Annotated in this window: 16 protein-coding genes; 15 read left to right on the forward strand and 1 reads right to left on the reverse strand. The window is 55.9% G+C overall.

The window, feature by feature from the left end:
• Positions 1 to 72 precede the first annotated feature (72 nt).
• From ACFSX3_RS10620 to ACFSX3_RS10640, 5 genes are all read left to right on the forward strand, one after another.
• Positions 73 to 2883: a calcium-translocating P-type ATPase, SERCA-type gene (locus ACFSX3_RS10620; RefSeq protein WP_209985445.1), complete on the forward strand. Its 2811-nt coding sequence runs from the start codon at positions 73 to 75 to the stop codon at positions 2881 to 2883.
• A gap of 115 nt (positions 2884 to 2998) precedes the next feature.
• On the forward strand, positions 2999 to 3835 hold the full coding sequence (gene dapF, locus ACFSX3_RS10625) for a diaminopimelate epimerase (protein ID WP_209985448.1): 837 nt from the start codon (positions 2999 to 3001) through the stop codon (positions 3833 to 3835).
• 177 nt (positions 3836 to 4012) lie between these two features.
• Positions 4013 to 5689: a spore germination protein gene (locus tag ACFSX3_RS10630; protein ID WP_379256697.1), complete on the forward strand. Its 1677-nt coding sequence runs from the start codon at positions 4013 to 4015 to the stop codon at positions 5687 to 5689.
• On the forward strand, positions 5676 to 6881 hold the full coding sequence (locus ACFSX3_RS10635) for a Ger(x)C family spore germination protein (protein ID WP_209985453.1): 1206 nt from the start codon (positions 5676 to 5678) through the stop codon (positions 6879 to 6881). The genes ACFSX3_RS10630 and ACFSX3_RS10635 overlap by 14 nt, the downstream gene beginning before the upstream one ends.
• 24 nt (positions 6882 to 6905) lie before the next feature.
• Complete coding sequence (locus tag ACFSX3_RS10640; protein WP_209985456.1) at positions 6906 to 8006, forward strand: GerAB/ArcD/ProY family transporter; 1101 nt, start codon at positions 6906 to 6908, stop codon at positions 8004 to 8006.
• Here ACFSX3_RS10640 and ACFSX3_RS10645 read toward each other — a convergent pair.
• Positions 7979 to 8236: a hypothetical protein gene (locus ACFSX3_RS10645; RefSeq protein WP_209985459.1), complete on the reverse strand. Its 258-nt coding sequence runs from the start codon at positions 8234 to 8236 to the stop codon at positions 7979 to 7981. The genes ACFSX3_RS10640 and ACFSX3_RS10645 overlap by 28 nt on opposite strands.
• Positions 8237 to 8402: 166 nt before the next feature.
• On the opposite strand from ACFSX3_RS10645, the gene ACFSX3_RS10650 reads away from it, so the two are divergent.
• The 10 genes from ACFSX3_RS10650 (at position 8403) to rsmB (ending at position 19392) form a co-directional block, all read left to right on the forward strand.
• Complete coding sequence (locus tag ACFSX3_RS10650) at positions 8403 to 10277, forward strand: bifunctional homocysteine S-methyltransferase/methylenetetrahydrofolate reductase (RefSeq protein WP_209985462.1); 1875 nt, start codon at positions 8403 to 8405, stop codon at positions 10275 to 10277.
• Between the two features lie 38 nt (positions 10278 to 10315).
• Positions 10316 to 11206 (forward strand): YicC/YloC family endoribonuclease, encoded by an 891-nt coding sequence (locus ACFSX3_RS10655; protein WP_209985463.1) that lies wholly within the window; start codon positions 10316 to 10318, stop codon positions 11204 to 11206.
• Positions 11207 to 11258: 52 nt separating this feature from the next.
• A complete protein-coding gene (gene remA / locus ACFSX3_RS10660; protein WP_006209218.1) occupies positions 11259 to 11519 on the forward strand; it encodes an extracellular matrix/biofilm regulator RemA in 261 nt (86 codons plus the stop codon).
• Positions 11520 to 11537: 18 nt separating this feature from the next.
• A complete protein-coding gene (gmk, locus tag ACFSX3_RS10665) occupies positions 11538 to 12107 on the forward strand; it encodes a guanylate kinase (protein WP_209985465.1) in 570 nt (189 codons plus the stop codon).
• A 55-nt stretch (positions 12108 to 12162) separates the two neighbouring features.
• The gene (gene rpoZ, locus ACFSX3_RS10670) at positions 12163 to 12363 is read left to right on the forward strand and encodes a DNA-directed RNA polymerase subunit omega (protein ID WP_036694519.1); all 201 of its coding nucleotides are present in this window, start codon (positions 12163 to 12165) and stop codon (positions 12361 to 12363) included.
• A gap of 247 nt (positions 12364 to 12610) precedes the next feature.
• Positions 12611 to 13846: a bifunctional phosphopantothenoylcysteine decarboxylase/phosphopantothenate--cysteine ligase CoaBC gene (gene coaBC / locus ACFSX3_RS10675; protein ID WP_209986354.1), complete on the forward strand. Its 1236-nt coding sequence runs from the start codon at positions 12611 to 12613 to the stop codon at positions 13844 to 13846.
• On the forward strand, positions 13846 to 16377 hold the full coding sequence (priA, locus tag ACFSX3_RS10680; RefSeq protein WP_209985468.1) for a primosomal protein N': 2532 nt from the start codon (positions 13846 to 13848) through the stop codon (positions 16375 to 16377). The genes coaBC and priA overlap by 1 nt, the downstream gene beginning before the upstream one ends.
• A gap of 98 nt (positions 16378 to 16475) precedes the next feature.
• Positions 16476 to 16961, forward strand: a complete 486-nt coding sequence (gene def, locus ACFSX3_RS10685; RefSeq protein WP_209985471.1) for a peptide deformylase — start codon at positions 16476 to 16478, stop codon at positions 16959 to 16961.
• Between the two features lie 5 nt (positions 16962 to 16966).
• A complete protein-coding gene (fmt, locus tag ACFSX3_RS10690; protein ID WP_209985474.1) occupies positions 16967 to 17908 on the forward strand; it encodes a methionyl-tRNA formyltransferase in 942 nt (313 codons plus the stop codon).
• On the forward strand, positions 17905 to 19392 hold the full coding sequence (rsmB, locus tag ACFSX3_RS10695; protein ID WP_209985478.1) for a 16S rRNA (cytosine(967)-C(5))-methyltransferase RsmB: 1488 nt from the start codon (positions 17905 to 17907) through the stop codon (positions 19390 to 19392). Before fmt ends, rsmB begins: the two co-directional genes overlap by 4 nt.
• The last annotated feature ends 42 nt before the right edge of the window (positions 19393 to 19434 follow it).

The raw sequence follows: 19434 nt of genomic DNA on the forward strand, positions 1-19434 counted from the left end.
TTGGACATGAACAGGTGGAAAAGCTGTGTGCCGCCGGAAGTCAAGAAACGACCGGGAGGGGAAAGATTAGTCATGGAACAAAAAAGCTGGCACCGGCTCGGTGCTGAGGAGCTGCAGGAGATGTTCGGCGTTCATCCGGGAACGGGCCTGAACGCCGAGGATGCCGCCGCAAGACGCAAAGAGAGCGGGTACAATGAGCTGTCTGAGGGCAAAAGGGTATCACCTTTTACGCTGCTGCTCAATCAGTTCAAGGATTTCATGGTACTGGTGCTGATGGGTGCGACACTGGTATCCGGCCTACTTGGCGAATATCTTGACGCGATTACGATTGTTGCCATTATTCTGCTTAACGGGGTGCTCGGGTTCGTGCAGGAGTTCCGCGCCGAGCGTTCACTGAGGGCGCTGAAGCAGCTCTCCGCACCTACCGCCAAGGTGCTGCGCGGCGGGAAGCAGGAGGTGCTCCCGGCCAAAATGCTGGTTCCCGGAGATATTGTCCTGCTGGAGAGCGGGGACCGGATTCCGGCGGATATCCGCTGGCTGCAGTGCAGCGGGATCTATGCCGAAGAGTCGGCGCTGACGGGGGAATCCCTTCCTGTCTCCAAGCATGCCACCGCCATTCATGCCGAAGACATTCCGCTGGGCGACCAGAAGAACATCGGCTTCATGGGTACCATGGTGAACCGGGGGACCGGCCGGGGAGTCGTCATCCGCACGGGTATGGCTACCGAGATGGGCAAGATTGCCGATCTGATCCAGAATACCGAATCACAGGAGACTCCGCTGCAGCACCGTCTGGAGCAGCTCGGCAAGATTCTGATCTACGTCTCGCTGGGGCTTACCATTGTCGTGGTTCTGGCAGGAATTCTACATGGACAGCCCGCGACAGCGATGTTCCTGGCAGGCGTAAGTCTGGCAGTGGCGGCGATCCCCGAAGGCCTTCCCGCGATTGTGACGATTGCGCTCGCTCTGGGGGTCCAGCGGATGATCAAGCGCAAGGCAATTGTCCGCAAGCTGCCATCGGTAGAGACCCTGGGCTGCGCCTCCGTAATCTGCTCGGATAAGACGGGAACGCTCACCCAGAACAAAATGACAGTCACACAGGTGTGGAATGCGGGGCGGACGTTCGAGGTATCGGGAGAGGGATATGCTCCGGTGGGGAATGTAATGCAGAAGGGCAGGGCCGTTGATCTGAAAAACGACCAGAGCCTCCGGCGCATGCTCCAGGTGGGGGCACTTTGCAGCAACGCAGAGATCTATGAAAGCATCCCCGAGACACGCGGCAAAAAGAAAGGCAAAGGGGCCGATGCGGATAAAGGGGCGAAAGCGGAGCCTGTATGGGAACTGAAAGGCGATCCGACCGAAGGAGCGCTGGTGGCCTTGTCCGCCAAAATGGGACTGACCGCCCAATCCCTTGCTGTAACCTATACCCGGGAAACGGAGTTTCCATTCGATTCTGAGCGTAAGCTGATGTCGGTCATTGTGAATCATCCCGGCGGGCGGATGATCTGCACCAAAGGCGCACCCGATGTGCTGCTGAATTGCTGCACTTATATGCTGTGGGATGGTGGTGTTGTTCCCTGCACGCCGACCTTGCGGCAGAAGGTGCTGGAAGCCAATGAAAAGATGGCTTCAGGTGCGCTGCGCGTGCTCGGAATGGCTTACCGTGACATGCGGAGCGGAGAGGTCGCGGGGAGCGAGAAGGAAGCAGAGAGCCAGCTTGTCTTCGTAGGGCTGGCCGGAATGATTGATCCCCCGCGCAAAGAAGTGCGCGATGCGATCAGCGTCACCCGCCGGGCCGGAATCAAGACAGTAATGATTACCGGCGACCATGGTACGACCGCAGAGGCCATTGCCCATCAGCTCGGCATTCTGCAGCGCGGCGGCACGGTCCTGACCGGCAGCCAGCTTACCCGGATGGACGATGATGCGCTGGATAAGGTGTCCGATAGCGTCTTCGTCTACGCCCGGGTATCACCGGAGCATAAGCTGCGGATCGTCAAGTCGCTGCAGCGCCACGGCCATGTCGTAGCGATGACCGGCGATGGGGTGAACGATGCGCCCGCGATCAAGGCCGCCGATATCGGGATCTCGATGGGGATCACCGGCACGGATGTCACGAAGGAGGCTTCGGCCCTGATCCTTGGAGACGATAACTTCTCGACGATTGTGGCGGCGATTGAGGAAGGGCGGAATATCTATGAGAATATCCGCAAGTTCATCCGTTACCTGCTAGCCTCCAATGTCGGCGAGATTCTGACCATGTTCTTCGCCATGATGCTGGGGCTGCCGCTGCCGCTGGTTCCGATCCAGATCCTGTGGGTCAATCTGGTTACCGACGGCTTGCCTGCTATGGCACTGGGGGTAGACCAGCCGGAGAAGGATCTGATGGAGCACAAGCCACGCGGGGCGAAGGAGAACATTTTTGCCCGGCGGCTGGGCTGGAAGATTGTCAGCCGTGGACTGCTGATCGGCCTCTGTACCTTGGCGGCCTTCTGGCTGACGCTGCGGATTGATCCAGGCAACGCGCAGCAATTAATTCGCGCGCAGTCGGTTGCTTTTGCCACCCTTGTTATGGCCCAGCTCATCCATGTGTTCGATTGCCGCAGCTCCCGCTCGGTCTTCTACCGGAATCCGTTCCAGAACAGATATCTGGTGCTGGCCGTCCTGTCTTCTGTCATCTTAATGCTGGCTGTAATGTACCTCCCTGTGCTTCAGCCGGTGTTCAAGACCGTTCCGCTCAGCTTCCGTGAATGGTGCCTGGTGCTGGTGATGGCCGGAATCCCGACCTTCCTGATGGGAGCGGGCAGCGTCTGGGGCGGCAAGAAGAACCGCAGCCGCAGCGGTGGACGCCAGATGATAAAAAGTACAAAGTTTTCAGCATAAAATCAATAGCCTCAATCCACGCCTATAAGGTATGCTGGTTTCACTGAGAAGCTTGGTTTATGATCAACCAAGAATGTGAAAATAGCTGATTTTACTTATAGGAGTGGACCTGACAATGGAATTTACCAAAATGCACGGTTTAGGCAATGATTTTATTATCGTATTCGGTGAGGATGAGCTGCCGGGCAATGCCCCGGAGCTGGCAGTTACGCTGTGCAACCGGTTCTTCGGCATCGGCGCAGACGGACTGGTGTACATTCTCCCTTCGCAGCGCGGCGATTACATGATGCGCATCATGAATTCGGACGGCTCCGAGGCTGAGCAATGCGGCAATGCGATCCGCTGCGTCTCCAAATATGTATATGAGCAGGGTCTGGTGGAATCGGAGCAGATTGTCATTGAGACGATTGGCGCCGGAGAACAGAAGGTCTCCCTGAAGGTGAAGGACGGCATCGTGGAGAGCGTAACGGTGGATATGGGCGAGCCGGTCCTGTCGGGACTGCAGATTCCTGTCGCCATCGACGCTGAGCCTGTGCTGAACCACCCGATTGAAGCGGACGGAGCAGAGTTCAACTTCACGGGAGTCTCGATGGGCAATCCCCATGCGGTCATTTATGTGGACGATGCGGTCTCCTTCGATCTTGGCACATGGGGGCCGAAGCTAGAGGTTCACCCGCTCTTCCCGCGTAAAGTAAATGTGGAGTTCGCCACCGTGGTTAACCGCGGGCACGTGGATATGCGCGTCTGGGAACGCGGTGCCGGTCCTACCCTGGCTTGTGGCACAGGTGCCTGCGCAACTCTGGTCTCCTCCGTGCTGAACGGATTGACGGACCGCTCGGCGGTCATCAGCCTGAAGGGCGGCGATCTGTTCATCGAATGGAACGAGGAAGACAACCATGTCTATATGACCGGTCCTGCCCAGGTGGTATACACCGGCTCAGTGGATGTCTGAACCTGTTGTAGATCCATAACCGCATATACAGAATGCCCCGCGAGCCTGTAGCTTGCGGGGCATTTTTGCTTCTACTTGTTCGTCTTATGGCAGCCCTTATGGCAGGCCGGCCGAATAATGGCAGGGATATCCGCGAATAATAGAATTTTGGATGAATCAGGAAGGGATGAAGCGGAGATGAAGTCAGGGTCAAACCGAAAAGCGCAGGCACCAGGAACAGGCTCCGCAGCGGGCCAACCGCCAGGCAGTGCCCCTCTGGGCCTGGCGGATACCGTAGCCCAAAGTCTGATCAACCTTCAGACCGAGCTTGGCGGCAGCCCGGATCTCAAGATCCGCAGAATCCGGATTGGCGGAGACAGCCGGATAGAAGCGGCCGCAGTTCATCTCAGCGGGCTGGCGGATACTGTGGCTGTGAATGAATTCGTAATAGGGTCGCTGCTGGACAATACGGATGACCTGCTCCCGGACAAGCCGGAGGACGGCGCCGGTTCTTCCCGTGAACAATCTCCGCTTCCGCAGGTCATCCTAAGCCGCGCCCTCGCCATCGGCGACGCGGTTCTTCAGCAGGAATGGAAGGAGATTATGCTGGCCATTCTCTCCGGGGACACTGCAATCCTGCTGGAGGGCTGCCTCGAAGCGATCATCTGTGATACCAGGGGCGGTGAACAGCGGGCCGTCAGCGAGCCCTCCTCCCAGCTTGTGGTCCGGGGGCCGAAGGATGGGTTCGTTGAGTCCGTGGCTACGAATATTTCCCTGATCCGCCGCAGAATCAAATCCTCCAAGCTGCACCTGGAGGTAATGAAGATCGGTTCAGAGACACACACTCATGTGGCCCTGATGTACATGAAGGGGGTGGCCGGGGAAGATCTGGTCCAGGAGGTCAGAGAGCGCCTGCGTAAGATTACCTTGAATGAAGTGCTGGAGTCGGGGTTTATTGAAGAGCTGATCCAGGACAAGACGTTCACGCCGTTTCCTACTATATACAACTCGGAACGGCCGGATGTGGCTGCGGGCAATCTGCTTGAAGGCCGGGTGGTTATTATTGTGGACGGTACCCCGTTTGTGCTGATTCTTCCGGCGGTCTTTACGCAGTTTTTTCAGTCTGCAGAGGATTATTCCCAGCGGTTTGATATAGCCATCTTGATGCGTCTGGTACGTTATTTGAGCTTCTTTGTCCTGATTCTGGGTCCTTCTGTGTATCTCGCGCTGACCACCTATCATTATGAGATGATTCCGACCACGCTGCTGATTAATCTGCTCTCCCAGCGGGAGAATGTTCCCTTCCCGGCTTTTGTAGAGCTGCTGCTGATGGAGACGGCCTTTGAAATTCTGCGTGAAGCCGGGGTGCGTATGCCGCGCGCCATCGGGCAGACGGTATCTGTGGTCGGAGCGCTGATTCTGGGAACGGCGGTAGTGGAGGCCGGAATAATCGCACCCATCATGGTTATCGTAGTTGCGTTGACCGGGATTGCCAGCTTTGCCATTCCGGCGTATAACATGGCGATTGCCGGCAGAATTATCCGGTTTGCTTTTCTGATTCTGGCGAGTTTGTTCGGCTTCTACGGAATTACACTGGGACTGATTGTATTTGTGGCCCACATGAACAGCCTGCGGTCTTTCGGCGTACCTTACCTGTTCCCCTTCGTACCTCTCTCTGTCAACGGGCAGAAGGATACCATTCTCAGACTCCCGCTCTGGGTCATAGGGCGCGACAAAACACCGAAGCAGATGAGTAAGGAGCTGCCGGAGTATATGCAGTTAACCACAGGCCATGACGGGCAGCTGCCCCCGCTCATTCTCAAGAATGATACTCCTGCAAGGCGGGGGATGGAGGGGGAGAATGATGAGAAATAGATCCTTGTGCCTGAGCCTGGCCCTGCTGCTGGTCCTTCAAGTGCTGTTAACAGGCTGCTGGGACAATGTTGAACTCAACCGGCGGGCCATTATTTCCGGGATAGCGATCGACAGGGGGGACACGGAGGCTGAGAAGTACAAGCTTTCTTTTCAAGTGATTGTGGCGGAGGAAATATCCGGGGAGAAGAGCAGGGGAATCTCACCGGTAGCTCTCTACACAGGGGTAGGCCGGACGATGTTCGAGGCGCTCGCGGACGCTTCCCGCCAGACGGCACGCTTCTTATCGCTGGGACATGTGCGGGTACTGGTGATCTCCGAGAAGTTTGCCCGCGAAGGGATCAAGGACATTCTGGATGTACTGGAAAGGGAGAGTGATACCCGGCTTAACAGCGAGATCTTTATCTCCAAGGGACAGCCTGCCCGTGTATTGATGTCTACCATGACGGTGTTCAGCAAAATCCCGGCCAATGACCTGGTAGAGAAGCTGGAGACGACCTCCAAGCAATTTGGGTATAACTTCAGGATGGCAGTAGATGACGTAATCCGGGGAATTCAGATCAGGGGAGGCGGTCCGATCATCAACGGGGTATATACGAGCGGAGACCGTGAACAGGCAGGCAGCAATGACAGCCTTAAGAATATCGAACCCCGGACGATTCTGAGAGTTTCCGGGCTGGCAGCATTCAAGGATGATAAATTGAAGGGCTGGCTTACGGGCGACGCCGCGGTGGGCACCGTTCTGCTGCATAACAACCTCAGGGAGTATCCGAGCCTGCTCAAAGACAAGGAGGGCGGTTATATTTCCTTCAATATTTATCAGTCCCAGGTCACGCTGAAGGTCCAGTCGGCAGACCCGGAGCATCCCGTCATTACTGTCAAAATCACGCAGCAGGCTGCGCTCAAGGAATCTCCGAATACGCTGGATCTTACTTCTCCCCGGGTGCTGGATGAGCTGTCGGACCAGCTTACAGAAGAGACGGTGAAACAGATTAAGGCGGCCGTAAGTGCTGCCAGAGGATTTAAGAGCGATTATCTCGGCTTTGGAAAAGCATTTCAGCGTAAGAACCCTCGTGGCTGGAAGAAGATCAAGGATCATTGGGAAGAGGTATTTACCACCTGCGGAATCAGATTCGAGGCGGATGTAGTCATCCGGCATACGGATATGCGCGGTAATTCTTTTCAGATCAATTAAGTTTATCCGGGAGGAGATTCAGGGATGGGGAAGGTCAAAATCGGATTGGGCGAGTTTTTTTGTTTGACGGTTCTGTTTGAACTGGGAACGGCGCTGGTTGTTAATCTGGGTATGGAGTCAGGCAGGGATGCGTGGCTCTCCATTCTGCTCGGCTGTGTGGCCGGGCTAATGGTGTTCACAGGGTATGCCTATCTGTACCGTAAGCAGCCGGATCTGCCTTTTACAGCCTATTCGCGGAAGCTGCTCGGCAAATATATCGGGACCCCGGTAGCCTTGGCGTACATTATTCTCTACATTAATCTTGCCGCCCGGGATTTGCGCGATGGCAGCACTATGCTGGCTATGGCGACTATGCACAATACACCCCTGTTCATCCTCAGCGTCCTAATGCTGCTATCGGGTGCCTATGTGCTGCATAAGGGACTGGAGGTGCTGGGCAGAACTTCTATGGTATTTGCGGTTGTGGTAATGCTGATCGGCCTGTTCGGTACCCTGATGCTGATGCTCTCGGGAACGATCAATCTGAACAGATTGTTGCCGGTACTTGAGAATGGAATCCAGCCGGTGCTGGCCTCAGTGATTCATCAGAATTATATGTTTCCGTTCGGGGAGATGGTATGCTTCACAATGCTGATGCCTTATCTGGCAAATGTCAAAAAAGGCCCGTGGGTCATTGCCGCCGCCATGCTGTTCTCCGCGCTTTTGCTCAGCTTCACTATGGCATTGAACATTTCTGTCCTGGGTGAGGATATCGTGGAACGCTCCCCGCTCCCGCTGATGCCGACGATCAGCAAGATTTCCATTTCGGATTTCATTCAGCGGGTAGATATTTTCGTGGTCATGGTGCTGATCATCGGGGTGTTTTTCAAAATGGCTGTGTTCTTCGCTGCCGCTCTGATCGGAATTTCGGACCTGTTCAAGCTGCCGTACCGGAGAATGCTCTATCCCTGTGCGCTAATCATTCTGTTCACCTCTATGCTGGATGCGCGCAGCTTCATTGAACATCTGGATGAGGGCGGGACGCTGCTGTACAGGGTATATCCTTATTTAATGATAGTCATTCCGGTGCTGCTCGTTATTGTAACGGCGGTCCGTGATCATTTCTCCGCTCCCCGGCCGGGCTGACGGCCGCTTACCCAGTAGATGACATCCGGCACGATCTGAAGCAGCACCAGAACAGCCGCAGTCAGCTTTTCGGAAGTGGTGTACAGCAGATAGTTCAGAATGTAGCTGATATTCCCCAGGCCATAGCCCAGCATCCAGTCCGTCAGGTACAGATATAGCACCGAGAGCGCAGACAGCAGGAGGATCACAGCATATTTGCGCAGCAGCAGTTTTCTTATTTTCTTCTTCATTTCTACAATCTCCTTCTGCCAAGTTTATGCGTAGTATGAATCAATTGCCGGACTGGCATACAAGAATAACGGACGGACGCCTCATTTGCCTGCGAAAGCTTATCATCCATCCCGATTTATGTTACATTAGTATGAAACTAATGTCAGTCAAGGGGAGGTTCTTGCGGTGAAGCCGGATTTGCGCTCTGCATGGGAGAATAACGTATTAGTCGGAGACGGAGCGATGGGAACCTTTTTGTATCAAAAGGGTTTCCCGGTCGGCATCTCTTACGAGGAATTGAATCTGACCTCTCCGGAGGTCATTGAGGATGTGCACCGGAGCTATATCAATGCAGGTGCTGTACTGCTGGAGAGTAACACCTACTCTGCAAACTACGACAAGCTGTCCAAGTTCGGATTGGAAGCCAAGGTCGCGGATATCAACCGTGCGGGGGTTCGCATTGCCCGCCGGGCTGCCGGCGAGAACGGTTATGTAGTCGGTGCCATCGGCTCGATCCGCGCCGGCAAACGGGCGAACCTGTCCTCATCCGAGCTGAAGAAATTCTTCTCGCAGCAGATTGCTGCCCTTCTGGAGGAAGCGCCTGACGGGATCATGCTGGAGACCTTCTATGATGTCGAGGAGCTTCATCTGGCGCTGAAGGCTGTGCGCAAGCTCAGCGCTCTGCCGGTGATCTGCCAGCTGGCTGTGGATGATTCGGCGCGGACGCTGGACGGGTTAACCCTGCCGGAAGCCTTCCATATCCTGCAGCAGGACGGAGCGGATGTGATCGGCTTCAACTGCAACACCGGACCGAACGGGATCAAGCGTGCGCTTGCAACGCTGCAGGGCAAGCTGGTGCTGCCGGTGTCGATCTATCCGAATGCAGGGGTAGCCGATTATGTAGACGGCCAGTACCGCTATGGAGCTTCGCCGGAATATTTCGGCCAGATGGCTCCGGTGTTCGCGGATATGGGCAGCCGGATTATCGGCGGCTGCTGCGGGACCACTCCCCGGCATATCGCTGAAATCTCCGCTGCACTGAAGGGCTATGTGGTTGAACCGCTGCCTGAACCCGCTTCAGTCAGTGCGGTTGAACGGATCGCCGTGCAGGAGCATCTGGCGGATGACGAGGGGCAGGGAGGCGGCGAACCGACGCTTGTCGATCTGATCAAGGAACGTCACACCGTCATCGTAGAGCTTGACCCTCCGCGGGACCTGGACATCGCTAAGTTTATGAAGGGGGCAGAGGCGCTGCGCCGGGCCGGAGCCGATGCGCTGACACTAGCCGATAATTCGCTTGCTGTAACCCGGATGAGCAATATGGCGCTGGGGCATCTGGTACAGGCCCGCACAGGTCTGCGGCCGCTGGTGCATGTGGCCTGCCGCGACCGCAATCTCATTGGTACACAGTCCCATCTGATGGGCTTCGACGCTCTGGGCATTGACCATGTACTGGCCGTGACCGGAGATCCTGCAAGGTTCGGGGATCTGCCCGGCTCAAGCTCGATCTATGACCTGACATCATTTGAAATTATACGTATGATCAAACAGCTCAATGACGGTGTGGCCTTCTCCGGCAAGCCGCTCAAGCAGAAGGCGAAGTTCGTTATCGGCGCGGCGTTCAATCCCAATGTCAAGCATCTGGACAAAGCGGTTGAGCGGCTGGAGAAGAAGATTGCCTCGGGTGCGGATTATATTATGACCCAGCCCGTGTATGATCCTGAATTGATTGCCCGTATTGCCAAGGCAACAGAGCATCTGGATATCCCGATCTTCATCGGGATTATGCCGCTGGCCAGCGGACGCAATGCGGAGTATCTTCATAATGAGGTTCCGGGCATTCAGCTCTCCGCCGAGGTCCGCAGCCGGATGGCCGGACTGGAAGGCGAAGCAGGCCGGGCCGAAGGGGTTAAGATCGCCAAGGAGCTGCTGGATGCGGCCACCACGCATTTTAACGGCATTTATCTGATTACGCCGTTTATGTTCTATGATATGAGCGTACAGCTGCTGGAGTATATTTGGGAGAAGCAAGGACGTAAGTTATCCCCCTTGTTTCGCTAGTAATAATCAATTACAATAGTGTAATGGATGTGATTCCGTTGTCATTTAGTATGACCGGATACGGTCAGTCAGCCCTGCAACTCGGCGGACACAAGATTACGTTCGAGGTCAAATCGGTGAATAACCGGTACTGCGAAGTTGTGCTGCGCTTGCCCAGGGAATGGGCGGTGTATGAGGATAAGCTGCGTAGAATGGTTCAGGCCCATATCAAACGGGGACGGGTAGATGTCATTATTAATAGAGAAGTCACCGATGGGGCGGCTGGCGCGCATATACTGGACCACCGCATGGTGAAGTCCTATCTTGAGGCAGCGGAGGTTCTGAACCGGGATTACGGCTTTCAGGGAGAATTGTCCCTTCAGGATATCCTTGCTCTGCCCGGTGCTATGGAATCGAAGGAAGAGTCTGCTGCGGCTGACTCCTCCGGAGAACTTGCGGGTCTTCTGGAGCAGGGGCTTCATCTTTGTCTGGAGGCCCTGCTGGAGATGCGCGGGCGTGAAGGCTCCTATTTGACAGCTGAGCTGACGCGGCGGCTTGACCGTCTCGAAGAGCTGCATGCCGGTATTAGCGGGTTTGCTCCTCTGGTTGTAGAGGAACAGCGCGAGAAGCTGCGGCAACGGCTCAGCCTGCTGAATGACGGGAGCTTCCCATGGGATGAGCATAAATTCGGCATGGAGATTGCCATTTTCGCCGACCGCTGCAATATAGATGAGGAGTTAACCCGGCTTCACAGCCATTTCGGCCAGTGCCGTGCCTTGCTGCTGGGCAGCGAGCCTGCTGGACGCAAGCTCGATTTTCTCATTCAGGAGATGAACAGGGAGACCAACACGATTGGGTCGAAGTGCAGTCATCTGTCGGTGGTGAATCTCACGCTTGATATGAAGGCGGAGCTCGAGAAGATACGTGAGCAGGCGGCGAATCTCGAATGACAGGGACCAGGGAGCAAGCTATGATGTAACTTATGGGGGGAACAACCGGAACATGGCAATCAAATTAATCAACATCGGCTTTGGGAATATCGTGTCAGCGAACCGCATTATTTCCATTGTCAGCCCGGAATCGGCACCGATTAAGAGAATTATCCAGGAGGCCAGAGACAGGCATATGCTGATCGATGCCACCTACGGAAGGCGGACGCGGGCTGTGATTATTACGGACAGCGACCATGTGATTCTCTCGGCTGTACAGCCTGAGACGGTAGCTCACCGCCTATCCAGCAAAGACGACGATAACGACGAATAACAACAATTGGAGTGTATTATGTCAAAAGGATTGCTGATTATATTATCCGGCCCCTCCGGTGTCGGTAAAGGTACGGTATGCACAGCGTTGCGGCCGAAGATGCCTGAACTCGTCTATTCTGTTTCTGCCACCACACGCTCACCGCGTGCGGGTGAAGAGAACGGAGTCAATTATTTTTTCAAATCCAGAGAGCAGTTCGCTGATATGATTGAAGGCGACAGGCTGCTGGAATATGCGGAGTACGTAGGCAATTATTACGGTACTCCGCGTGACTTTGTAGAGAGAACCCTTGAGAGCGGAAGAGATATTATTCTGGAGATCGAGGTTCAGGGAGCTCTCAAAGTCAAAGAGAAATTCCCCGAAGGGATCTTTGTATTCCTTCTTCCCCCGTCCATGGACGAGTTGAAGGACCGTATTCGCGGACGCGGAACAGAGCATCCTGATGTGATCAGCCACCGCATGTCTGTGGCAGAGGACGAGATCGGTTTGATCCGGCATTATGATTATGCCGTGGTGAATGATGAGATTGATCTGGCCTGCAAGCGAATAGAAAGCATTATTATCGCCGAACATTGTAAGGTGCGATGAACAAGTTCTACAGGATTGGTCCATATTTACAGTAAAAGATGAAGAGGTGCCTTACATGCTATATCCATCCATTGACGAACTGGTGACTAAGGTCGACAGCAAGTATTCCCTGGTAGTCGCTTCAGCCCGCCGGGCCAGAGCACTTCGTGAAGGCGGCAAGACCGATATCGTTGCGCCTAAATCGCATAAGTATGTCGGGGTTGCGCTAGAAGAGATCTATGAAGACCGTATTATTGTAACGCGCGGCGAGGAATAGGACGGTTCTAACGGCACAGGGCACTAAATGCCTGGTGCAATAGAGAATCCGTATATTTCCCGCTGAAATGGTGCCGTCTGAACAAGGGCGGCAGTGCCATTTCTGCCGGGTAAGTAATTTTATATTTTGACAATAGCCCGTACCGGGCTGTTCCTGACAACCGGAAGGTTGTTATTTTTTTCTCTATTGATAAGGATATGTGTAGGTCTATATAGATGGGTACAGATTTCAGAAGCGGGGGGAGAGCATAGTGAAGAGCTTACAAGGGAAGTCCATTATACTTGGAATTACAGGCGGAATTGCTGCGTACAAGGCGGCTGCATTGACCAGCAAGCTTACCCAGAAGGGCGCCAAGGTGCATGTCATCATGACAGCATCGGCCAAGCAGTTCATTACGGAGCTGACGCTCCAGTCCTTGTCGAAGCAGCGGGTGTTCAGTGATACTTTTCAGGAACGAGACCCGTCTTCGATCTCGCATATTGATCTGGCGGATTCCGCCGACCTGGTCCTGATCGCTCCGGCTACCGCCAATATTATCGCCAAAATGGCCCATGGGCTGGCAGATGATATGCTGTCAACTACGCTCCTTGCCGTTACAGCGCCTATTATGGTAGCTCCGGCAATGAATGTCCATATGTACCAGCATCCGGCGGTTATCAGCAATATGGATACACTCTATAAGCGGGGTGTACAGTTTATTGAGCCCGGGGAAGGCCAATTGGCCTGCGGTTATGTGGGCAAGGGACGGCTGGAAGAGCCGGAGACGATTGTGAAGGTGGTGGAGAACTTTTTTGTGTTGCAGAAGGAGAAGACCTCCGGACCGCTTGTCGGCAAAAAAGTGGTGATTACTGCAGGAGGCACCGTGGAGCGTATTGATCCGGTCCGTTATATCTCCAATGATTCCTCGGGCAAAATGGGCTTCGCCCTGGCGCGTGCTGCACGTGCTATGGGGGCCGAAGTGACGCTGATCGCCGCACGTACCGACGAAGCGCCGCCTCTTGACCCGGCTATTCATCTGGTCCGCGTCGAATCGGCACAGGATATGTATGAGGCGGTTATGGACCGCTGGACGAATTGCGATATTATGGTCAAAGCGGCCGCGGTTGCGGATTACCGCCCTAGACAGAGCAGCGAATCCAAGATTAAAAAAAGCGGAGACACCATGACGCTTGAGCTGGTGAAGACGACCGATATTCTGGAGAGTCTGGGGAAAAATAAGGATAAGCAGTTCCTGATCGGCTTCGCCGCCGAAACCGGAAACGCCGAATTCTTCGCCAGGGACAAGCTGATCCGCAAGAATCTTGATCTGGTTGTAGCCAATGATGTGGCAATGGAAGGTGCGGGATTTGGCACGGATACCAACATCGTCAAGGTGTATGATGCCGAAGGCCTGGTGCTGGATCTTCCGCTGGCTTCCAAGGATGAGGTGGCGCGCCGGATTCTGCGGCTGGCCGCAGATCGTGTTGCCGGAGCTTTAATATAATGGATATTGCCAAGGTCATTGTCGATGTTCCTGTACGCAGCACCGACCGGCCGTTTGACTATATTATTCCGGATGCTCTGAAGCTATGGATTGAAGTGGGCAGCCGGGTGGCTGTTCCGTTCGGCCCCCGTACGGTCCAAGGGTTCGTAGTGTCTCTGGAATCGGGGGAGACCGGCAGTGTCTCCCGGATGAAGCCGATTGTGGAAGTACTGGATCTGTTGCCGCCACTGTCGCCGGAGCTGGTAGAGCTGGCCGACTGGATGAGCCAAAGATACGCCTGCAGACGGATCTCCGCACTGCAGGCGATGCTTCCGACTGCCCTGAAGGGCAAGGCCGAGCGGTTGATCTCGCTCGGGGATACAGAGGAGGCGGCCAGCGCCCCCGCAGATGAGCTGTTTCCGCTCTTCCTGGAGGCGGACAACGAAGAACAGCAGATCATCGACTTCGTAAGACGCCATAGTGAGGTATCCATGAAGCTGCTGACCCGTACCTTCCCCGAGGCTGCAGAGACGATTAAGTTCATGGTGCGGCGCGGTGTGCTTGCGGAGAGCCAGTCCATCAAGGATAAGATGGGCAAAAAGAAGCTCAAGGCCGTTGATCTGGCTATTGGCTTGTCGGCCGCCCGGGAGTCGCTCTCCAGCTTCCCGGCGCGTTCAGCGCGCCAGAAGGAAGTGCTCTCCTACCTGATTGATATGGAAGCCCTGCTGCCGATGCCGCTCAAGGATATTCTGGCGATCCTTCAGGTGACAGCGGGCACAGTCAAGACACTTGCGGACAAAGGTTATATTGAGATTAGTGAAATTGAAGTCTACCGTGATCCCTACCGGGGACGCGACTTCAAGCCGAGTACCCCGCTTCCGCTGACAGCGGAGCAGGAGGTTGTGTACAAGCGGATTGTGGCGACTGTGGAGCAGCAGGCACATGAGGTCTTCCTGCTGCATGGGGTGACCGGCAGCGGGAAGACGGAAATCTATCTGCAGAGTATCCAGCGCTGCATCGAACAGGGACGGCAGGCGGTGGTGCTTGTGCCGGAGATTGCACTGACTCCGCAGATGGTGGAACGGTTCAAGGGCCGGTTCGGCAGCGGAGTGGCGGTGATGCACAGCCGGCTGTCTGTCGGCGAACGTTATGACGAGTGGCGCAAGATTCGTGAAGGCAAGGCGATGGTTGCAGTCGGAGCGCGTTCTGCGATCTTTGCTCCGTTTGCCAATCTGGGTCTGATTATCATGGATGAAGAGCATGAAGGCTCTTATAAGCAGGAGGAGAATCCGAAATACCATGCCCGTGATGTGGCTGTCCGCAGGGCAGAGCAGGGCGGGGCTGTTGTGATTCTCGGTTCGGCTACACCTTCACTCGAGAGTTATCATGCCTCAAGATCGCAGAGTGATATCCACTTCTCGCCGATTCTGCTGGAGATGCCGAGCCGCGCACTGGGCAACGAGCTGCCGAAGGTGGCTGTCGTTGACATGCGTGAGGAGCTGAAGGAAGGCAACCGCTCCATGTTCAGCCGCAGTTTGCATGCTGCCCTGGTAAGCAGGCTGGAACGCGGCGAACAGACGGTGCTGCTGCTCAACCGCAGAGGCTTCTCGACCTTCGTCATGTGCCGGAGCTGCGGCTACGTTGCAGGCTGCCCGGAATGTGACATCTCGCTGACCTATCACAGCCGCAGCGACAATCTGCGCTGCCACTACTGCGGTCATGCCGAACCTGCGCCCAAGCTGTGCCCGGAATGCGGGAGTGAGCATATCCGCTTCTTCGGAACTGGTACGCAGCGGGTAGAGGAGGAGCTGGGCAAGCTGTTCCCCGGCATCCGGGTCATACGCATGGATGTGGACACGACCACTGAGAAAGGCTCGCATGAGAAGCTCCTGAACCAATTCAGGGACAAGAAGGCTGATGTGCTGCTGGGCACACAGATGGTTGCCAAAGGACTAGACTTCCCCGATGTCACACTGGTTGGGGTCATTACTGCGGATTCTGCGCTCAATCTGCCTGATTTCCGGGCGGCGGAGAAGACCTTCCAGCTCTTGACGCAGGTTGCCGGCCGCGCTGGGCGGCATCAGCTCCCCGGTGAGGTGGTGGTACAGTCGTATACACCGGAGCATTATTCGATTATTCATGCCAGCGGGCATGATTACCGTTCATTCGTCCGGGACGAGCTGAAGCACCGTAAAGAGCTGCATTATCCGCCCTATTGCCGGCTTATTCTGGTCACCCTGTCCCATGAGCAGCTTCCGCTGCTGCTGAAGCTTGCGGAGAACTATGCGCTGAGCATTCAGGGCAAGGCCAGACAGCTGCGCTGGTATGGGAGCCTTGATAAGCTCTCCTCGGATGCGCTGGATCTGCTGGGGCCTGTGGCTTCGCCGCTCCCGCGGCTGAAGGGCCGTTACCGGTTCCAGTGTATTCTGAAATGGCGCGGTGCGATTGATGCCATTGGTCTGGCCCGCCAGGTGGCAGAAGAGCTGGAGGACTCTGTCCGCGATAAGGGACTTCAGATCAGCATTGATGTCGATCCGCAGATGTTGATGTAATTCTCCGGCGTGTTACAATGGTAAGGCAGTTTTTATGATCTCCCCCTCATATACTATAGAAATTAGATATGTTCAGAACAAGGATGGTGTTAGTGTAAATGGCAATCAGGCTGATTGTGAAAGAACCGGATGAAGTGTTGCATAAGAAAGCGAAGACGGTGACCAAAGTTACCCCCAATGTACAAAAATTGCTCGATGATATGGCAGATACGATGTATGACGCGGAAGGCGTTGGCCTCGCAGCCCCGCAGGTAGGAATTCTGAAACGGCTGATTGTAATTGATGCCGATGAAGAGAATGGATTGATCAAGCTGATCAATCCCGAGATCGTCAGCATGGAGGGGGAGCAGTTCGGACCCGAAGGCTGCCTGAGTATTCCCGGCCTGAACGGGGATGTCCGCCGTGCGGAGACAGTGACCGTAGTCGGCCTGAACCGCGAAGGCGAGGAAGTGACGATTACTGGAAGCGGCCTGCTGGCCCGGGCTTTTCAGCATGAGATCGATCACCTGAATGGTGTGCTGTTCACGGACATTGCTGAGAAGGTCTATGAGTACACAGCAGAACGCAGTGAAACTGAGGAGTGAATGAAATGAGAATAGTGTTCATGGGAACGCCGGCTTTTGCAGTCCCATCCCTGCGGATGCTGCTGGAAGAGGGCTATGACGTAGTGGCTGTGGTCACTCAGCCGGACCGGCCGCAAGGCCGCAAGAAGACGCTGGCGCCGACCCCGGTGAAGGTGGCTGCGCTGGAGCTGGGACTGCCGGTTCTTCAGCCTGAACGGCTGCGCCGCCCGGAGTCGGTGGCTGAGCTGGCTGCCTATGAGCCGGATCTGATTGTCACCGCCGCATACGGACAGATTCTTCCGGGGAGTGTCCTGGAGCTGCCAAAGAACGGATGTGTGAACGTCCATGGCTCGCTGCTGCCCAAATACCGTGGCGGCGCCCCGATACAGCACTGTATCATGAATGGCGAGAAGGTGACCGGTGTAACGCTGATGTACATGGCGGAAGGGTTGGACACCGGAGATATGATCTCACGGGTTGAAGTGGCGATAGAGGATGAGGATACCTCAGGTACTGTGTTTGAGAAGCTAAGCGTTGCGGGCGCGGACCTGCTCAAGGCAGAGATGCCTCGCCTGGCAGCCGGCCGCGTAGAAGCTGTCGTGCAGGATGACAGTGAAGCGACCTATGCGCCGAATCTAAGCCGTGAAGATGAACGGATCGACTGGAGCAGAGGCTCGCTTGAGCTATACAACCAGATTCGCGGTCTGGTGCCGTTCTCGGGTGCGTTCACCCTGTGGAACGGCGAGACCTTCAAGGCGTGGGCTGCGGTGAAGCCGCAGGCGGAGGAACAGCCGGGCGGCAGCGCGGCTCCGGGCACAGTGCTGTCCGTGAGTGAACGCGGCGTTGAGGTGAAGACTGGCGACGGGACACTCCGGCTTACGACCGTTCAGCCTGCCGGCAAAAAAGCCATGAGCGCAGCCGACTTCAGCCGAGGGGCGACCCTTGCGCCCGGAACGGTGCTCGGTTGAGCGCGGGCGGCAAGGGAGGGGGCGGACCGCGTCCGCGTACTCCCGGCAATCAGCCTGCGGCTTCAGGCAGAACGGCTGCCGGTGGCAGACCCGGCGGAGCGGGTAGGAATCAGCCCGGCGGCAAACCCTCTGCGCCAGCTTCTGCGCGTGAGGTTGCCCTCGATATTCTCGTCCGCGTAGAGCAGCAGGGCGCCTACAGCAACCTGCTGCTGGGAAGCAGCCTTCAGAAAGCGAGCCTTAGCCGGGAGGATACGGGACTTGCTACAGAGCTGGTCTACGGAACCCTCTCACGGATGATTACCCTGGATTATGTCCTTGGCAGCTTTGTCAGTAAAGGGATTAACAAGCTGGAGCCTTGGGTGCGGAGTCTGCTGCGTCTAAGCCTGTACCAGATCATGTATCTGGACCGGGTGCCTTCGCATGCAGCCGTTAACGAAGCTGTGAATATCTCCAAGAGACGCGGCCATCAAGGCATCTCGGGTATGGTTAACGGTGTGCTGCGCAGTGTGCTGCGCGCCGGAGATCTGCCGGTATTGCCAGAGGGGCTGAGCCGTGAAGAGCGGATCTCCATCGAGCACTCCCATCCCCTATGGATGGTGCAGCGCTGGTCAGCGGAGTATGGCCCGGATACGGCGGAAGCCATGTGTGCGGCGAATAATGAGCCGCCCGCAGTCAGTGTCCGTGTCAATACAACGATGATTAGCCGGGAAGTCATGCTGGCTGAGCTGCTGGAAGCCGGTCTGGATGCCGCCGAATCGAAGGTGAGCCCTGCCGGGCTGGTCATCAGGGGCGGCGGCAATCTGGCGCTGACCTCCTGGTACCGGGACGGCTATCTGTCCGTTCAGGATGAGAGCTCCATGCTGGTAGCCGAAGTTGTCGCTCCTGAAGCCGGGATGAAGGTGCTGGACTGCTGCGCTGCTCCCGGCGGCAAAAGCGCCCATATGGGCGAGCTGATGAGGGACGAAGGCTCCATACTGGCCAATGATCTGCATGATCATAAGGCCAAGCTGATTGCCGAGCAGGCCGCCCGCTTGGGCCTGGAGTGCATCACCACCGCAAGTGGAGATGCCCTGGAGCTGGGTGATACCCTCCAGCCGGAATCCTATGACCGGATTCTGCTGGACGCTCCTTGCTCGGGACTTGGGGTCATACGCCGCAAGCCCGATTTGAAATGGCGCAAGCAGCCGGAGGATATCGCAAGCGTGGCTGCGCTGCAGCTTGAGCTGCTGCAATCGGTCTCGGGGCTGCTCAAGCCGGGAGGCGTACTGGTCTATAGCACCTGTACTACCGAGCAGGCGGAGAACAGCCGGGTTGTCGCCGACTTCCTGGAGCACAACCCCGGCTTTGTCCCGGTCAGCTTCAAGTCAGCAGTCTGGGACCGGCTGGAAGGAACTGCACTTGCTGCAGGTGATGGCATACAACTGCTTCCCCATCATTATGGCAGCGACGGCTTCTATATTGCCCGGCTGGAACGACTCTTGTAATATAGCGATTGTGCTCCTGAATTACAGCTACCCGCCCGCAGA

The sequence above is a fragment of the Paenibacillus rhizoplanae genome (genome assembly GCF_042684125.1).
GTDB classification, from domain to species: domain Bacteria; phylum Bacillota; class Bacilli; order Paenibacillales; family Paenibacillaceae; genus Paenibacillus_AQ; species Paenibacillus_AQ rhizoplanae.

Excerpts from the sequence above, each read along its gene's own strand:
- fmt (WP_209985474.1), top strand. The coding sequence starts at position 16,967 with ATGAGAATAGTGTTCATGGGAACGCCGGCTTTTGCAGTCCCATCCCTG.
- dapF (WP_209985448.1), top strand. The coding sequence starts at position 2,999 with ATGGAATTTACCAAAATGCACGGTTTAGGCAATGATTTTATTATCGTA.
- def (WP_209985471.1), top strand. The coding sequence starts at position 16,476 with ATGGCAATCAGGCTGATTGTGAAAGAACCGGATGAAGTGTTGCATAAG.
- ACFSX3_RS10635 (WP_209985453.1), top strand. The coding sequence starts at position 5,676 with ATGATGAGAAATAGATCCTTGTGCCTGAGCCTGGCCCTGCTGCTGGTC.
- remA (WP_006209218.1), top strand. The coding sequence starts at position 11,259 with ATGGCAATCAAATTAATCAACATCGGCTTTGGGAATATCGTGTCAGCG.
- ACFSX3_RS10645 (WP_209985459.1), bottom strand. The coding sequence starts at position 8,236 with ATGAAGAAGAAAATAAGAAAACTGCTGCTGCGCAAATATGCTGTGATC.
- priA (WP_209985468.1), top strand. The coding sequence starts at position 13,846 with ATGGATATTGCCAAGGTCATTGTCGATGTTCCTGTACGCAGCACCGAC.
- ACFSX3_RS10640 (WP_209985456.1), top strand. The coding sequence starts at position 6,906 with ATGGGGAAGGTCAAAATCGGATTGGGCGAGTTTTTTTGTTTGACGGTT.
- ACFSX3_RS10630 (WP_379256697.1), top strand. The coding sequence starts at position 4,013 with ATGAAGTCAGGGTCAAACCGAAAAGCGCAGGCACCAGGAACAGGCTCC.
- rpoZ (WP_036694519.1), top strand. The coding sequence starts at position 12,163 with ATGCTATATCCATCCATTGACGAACTGGTGACTAAGGTCGACAGCAAG.
- gmk (WP_209985465.1), top strand. The coding sequence starts at position 11,538 with ATGTCAAAAGGATTGCTGATTATATTATCCGGCCCCTCCGGTGTCGGT.
- ACFSX3_RS10620 (WP_209985445.1), top strand. The coding sequence starts at position 73 with ATGGAACAAAAAAGCTGGCACCGGCTCGGTGCTGAGGAGCTGCAGGAG.